The organism is Shewanella sp. Isolate7 (assembly GCF_022398425.1).
In the GTDB taxonomy this organism is placed as follows: domain Bacteria; phylum Pseudomonadota; class Gammaproteobacteria; order Enterobacterales; family Shewanellaceae; genus Shewanella.
In genome coordinates, this window is sequence record NZ_JAKEVJ010000145.1 from 1 (window position 1) to 2,978 (window position 2,978).

The window sequence follows — 2,978 nt, forward strand, 5'->3', positions numbered from 1 at the left end:
ATTCAATGGATCTCAAGGCATTACACTACTTTGTCGAAATCGTCGCCTCCGGGGGCTTTAACCGCGCCGCCGAGCGGATCCATATCAGCCAACCTGCGCTGTCCAAGTCCATCGCCCAGCTCGAGAGCGAGCTGGATCTGCCCCTGCTCACCCGTGGCAAACGCGGCACTAAGGTGCAGCTTACGCCCCATGGCGAGGTGGTCTATCGCCACGCCCTTAAACTGCTGGAAGACAAGCAGGCAATGATGGAAGAGCTGGCACAGCTCAAGGGGCTAAACTTAGGGATACTGCGTCTTGGTCTGGCGCCACTGGGCAGCGCCGAGCTGTTTGCGCCCATCATCGCCAAGTATCGTCAGACCTATCCAGAGATAGAGACCCAGCTGCTGGTCCGCGGCGGCGTGGAGCAGACACAGGCCCTACAACAGGGTGAAATTGAACTCGCCACCGGCATCATAGACCTCAAGGATCGCTATGAGGGGATCGCCATTCATACCGAGCCCATGGTGGTGGTACTCCCCAGCGAACACCCGCTGGCGAGGCACGCCGAGATCCCCCTCGGCGAACTCGATGACCAGCCACAGATACTGTTTGAATCGGAATTTTCACTCCATGAGATGGTGATCAAAGCCTGTCAGCAGGCGGGCGTTAACATCAAGAACCCGACCCAGGTGAACCAACCCGAGTTTGGCGTCGCCCTGGTCGCCGCCGGGATCGGCGTGATGCTGCTGCCTAAGTTTATTGCCGAGCGCTACCTGCCCAAGGGTGTGGTCATCCGTCCCCTCACCCAGACTGCACTCAGCTGGCAGATGAGCCTGTTTTGGCGCAAAGATCTCAGCCTCTCCTTCGCCGCCCAGGCGATGATAGACCTGGTCAAACGCCATCAGGCGAGCGGCGAATAGCCTATTAGTCTTCTGCGATGGGACACTCGCTGGGGGCGATACGCTCGATAACGACCTCCTCCTGCGGGACATCGCTGTACTCCCCTACCCGAGTGGTGACCACTATGCCTATCTGGTCCACCACCTCCATGCCGAAGAGCACCTTGCCAAACACGGCGTAGCCTGGGCTGCTGGCGCTGTAATCCAGCTGAGGGTTGTCTAGAATGTTGATGAAAAACTGCGAGGTGGCCGAATCACTCTGACGCCCACGCGCCATGGCCAGTGTGCCCCTGAGATTGCTAAAGCCCACCCGGGCCTCGTTAGATATGGGCGCACCTCCCGGCTTAGGCACCATGCCCGAGGTGAAACCGCCCCCCTGAATGATGAAATTATGGTTCACCCTGTGGATCAGGGTGCCATCGTAAAACTTGGCGTCGACATAGTCGCTGAAGTTGACGGCCGATTGCGGCGTATGAAGGCTATCTATCCCCAGCCCAATCTTCCCCATACTCGTGGTCATGGTAAAGCAGGCATCTATGGTCATATCGGGCACAGGGCCGGTCACCGGCGGATTGACGATCACCCCGTTGCTGCCCGCCTCACTGCCGCAGCCACCCAAGCCCAGGAGCAACAGAGCCCCCAGGGCTAACTTGCCTCTTAATTGCTTTTTCATCACAGTCCCCAAAGCGTGTAACAAGAGGGATGTTACGAGTCCGAAAATTAGAAAACAATATAAGATACAAGTTGTTACTGATACATTATGCTACATCCGATAGCCGTAAATCAGCGGCGAAGCCGGCCGATAAGCGACATGATGGCAAGGGCGATGGCGCCCACCAATACACCGAACAGTGCATTGAGCAGACTCGGGGTCATCCAGGCTAAGACCGGCCCCACCAGGCTAAGCTCTGCCACCCAATGGGCCGCCTGCTCAAAATAGTCCGCGATCAGATGAATACCATGGGTGAGGATGCCGCCCCCCACCATGAACATGGCAATGGTGCCCACCACAGTCAGGCCGCGCATCAGGTAGGGTGCGGCGTTCACCAGGGCGCCGCCTAACTTACGACCCAGACGGCGCAGCAGGCCGTCGCCCTGGCGCTGGCTCAAGTAGAGGCCGGCATCATCCAACTTAACGATACCCGCCACTAGGCCATAGACACCGACCGTCATCAACACGGCAATGATTGCCAGGGTGACCACCTGAGTCATGAAACTGCTCTCGGCCACCACGCCTAAGGTGATGGCGATGATCTCCGCCGACAGCACGAAGTCGGTACGGATCGCCCCGGCCACCTTCTGCTTCTCGAAGGCCTTGAGATCCGCAGCCGCCTTGGCCATCTCGCTCTCACTCATGGCAGGCTCGTGCTTATGGGTCATGGAGTGGTGGACCTTCTCGAAGCCCTCATAGCAGAGAAACAAGCCGCCGAACATCAGCAGCGGCGTCACCGCCCAGGGGATGAAGGCGCTAATCAAGAGCGCCGCCGGTACTAAGATCAGCTTGTTTCGCAGCGAGCCCTTGGCCACCGCCCACACCACGGGCAGCTCACGATCGGCGTTGACCCCTGATACCTGTTGGGCGTTTAACGCCAGGTCATCCCCCAGCACCCCGGCTGTCTTGCGCGCCGCGACCTTACTCATCAGGGCCACATCATCCAAAATGGCTGCAATATCATCCAACAAGCTCAATAGACTCGCGCCTGCCATGCTGTCTCCTTTTCTCTACTCAATATCCTTTACCCACAACCCGAACTGGGCACGGGGCCTCTAACCAATTAATCGCTAGAGGGCTAATGTTGACAGCTAACGTACTCTGAACACGAATATTTTTCCAGTCAGCCCCATGCAAATTGTAGTGGCATAGTGAATTTGGCCACCTGAATAGACGAAGTGATAGACTCACTTCCAGAGAAAAGGTGGTAGAAATGAAGAACACAAGACCGACATTCAGTGCAGAGTTCAAATTAGAAGCTGCGCAGCTGGTAACGAAACAGGGATACAGCATAACTGAGGCTGCAAGCGCGATGGGCGTCAGTAATTCAGCCATGCGTAAATGGGTAAACCAGCTTCGACAGGAGAAGCAAGGCGTATCCCCCAAAG

4 protein-coding genes are annotated in these 2,978 nt (G+C 57.1%); 2 read left to right on the forward strand and 2 right to left on the reverse strand.

Annotated elements, in window-relative coordinates:
* Window positions 1–5 precede the first annotated feature (5 nt).
* The gene (locus L1D47_RS20425) at window positions 6–899 is read left to right on the forward strand and encodes a LysR substrate-binding domain-containing protein (RefSeq protein WP_239886595.1); all 894 of its coding nucleotides are present in this window, start codon (window positions 6–8) and stop codon (window positions 897–899) included.
* A 4-nt stretch (window positions 900–903) separates the two neighbouring features.
* Here the strand turns inward: L1D47_RS20425 and L1D47_RS20430 are convergent, their stop codons facing one another.
* Together L1D47_RS20430 and L1D47_RS20435 are read right to left on the reverse strand one after the other, a co-directional pair.
* The gene (locus L1D47_RS20430; protein WP_239886593.1) at window positions 904–1,551 is read right to left on the reverse strand and encodes a peptidylprolyl isomerase; all 648 of its coding nucleotides are present in this window, start codon (window positions 1,549–1,551) and stop codon (window positions 904–906) included.
* Window positions 1,552–1,661: 110 nt separating this feature from the next.
* Window positions 1,662–2,585 (reverse strand): DUF808 domain-containing protein, encoded by a 924-nt coding sequence (locus tag L1D47_RS20435; RefSeq protein WP_239886594.1) that lies wholly within the window; start codon window positions 2,583–2,585, stop codon window positions 1,662–1,664.
* Window positions 2,586–2,803: 218 nt separating this feature from the next.
* On the opposite strand from L1D47_RS20435, the gene L1D47_RS20440 reads away from it, so the two are divergent.
* On the forward strand, window positions 2,804–2,978 hold a 175-nt coding region (locus L1D47_RS20440; RefSeq protein ID WP_239882609.1), incomplete at its 3' end, for a transposase.